The sequence below is a fragment of the Pseudoalteromonas sp. Z1A6 genome (genome assembly GCF_011378745.1).
GTDB lineage: Bacteria > Pseudomonadota > Gammaproteobacteria > Enterobacterales > Alteromonadaceae > Pseudoalteromonas > Pseudoalteromonas arctica.
Genome location: NZ_WTKW01000629.1, coordinates 1 through 1,074 on the forward strand (window position 1 = coordinate 1; position 1,074 = coordinate 1,074).

General features: G+C 37.5%; 1 pseudogene. It reads right to left on the reverse strand.

The window, feature by feature from the left end:
- Positions 1 to 96, reverse strand: a pseudogene (locus GQR46_RS20840) (isoprenylcysteine carboxylmethyltransferase family protein); the annotation flags it as partial.
- Positions 97 to 1,074 lie beyond the last annotated feature (978 nt).

The following is a 1,074-nucleotide window of genomic DNA, read 5'->3' on the forward strand; positions in this document are numbered from 1 at the left end:
ATAAAACCCCGCAACAAAAGTATAAAAAATAGCTAAGTAAATACGTGTAAATTCAACTAGCGAAGTAGAGTCATCTAAAAATGTTTCATAGGGCATCTAGTTACAGCTCACAATCATTATTGGTAGTAATTTTAAAACAACTAACTCAATAAATTTTAGTTATAAGGTCATGAAATTATATTAGTATTCATTGCCTTCATAAACAAGTTAAGTCAGTAGTTTGTTAACGAGTAATCATTAACTCATACCATTAATTTAAAATAACTTTGATTTATGAGGATCTCATACTTTTTATATAATACCAATCTGCTTATATATTTGAATTGATATTATTCACTCATATTTTTACATTCTATATATGCAAAAAAACGACTATTTAGGTTAGGACTTTCTTTAATTCGAAGCTTTGTACAGTGCAATAGTACCCTCAGCGTTAGGAAGTCACAGTGAAAAACTACACTCGCATCGGCGATGCCACTTTAACTCGTTAAATTAAGTAGATTATTCACTGAGAGACGCTTCGCTCTAGAGGAATACCTGAATCACTTTTCTAAAAATGTAAAAAGCCCAGCTCGTTAGGTTCGGGAGCTCTACAACTTAATGCTTGTGTGATGTCATGATACCTTCAGCGGTGGAGAGTCATAGTGAAAATGCTGCGCACTCATCGTAGAGCGTAGGTTTTTATAATTTTAACAGCAGGAGTCGCTTTGCTCGCCCGCCCTGCGTGTTGATGTGAGTGTGTGTTAATTGCGCGTATTTCACTTTTCTGCAGACGTAAAAAAAGCCCGAGTCGTTAGATTCGGGCTTTCTGCAATTTGAAGCTTGGAAATGTCGTGGTTGGAGAGTCACGTAGCAAATGCTACTGTATTGGCCGAATGGGGTAGTGAGGATTCTTGTTGTGATTTTAACGGCGAGAGTCGCTATGCTCGCCCGACCTACGTGATGCGTGTTGATGTAGTGTGTATTAATTGCGCGCATTTCACTTTTCTGCAGATGTAAAAAAGCCCGAATCGTTAGATTCGGGCTCTCTACAATTTGAAGCCTGGTAATGTCCTACTTTCACATAGCAAATGC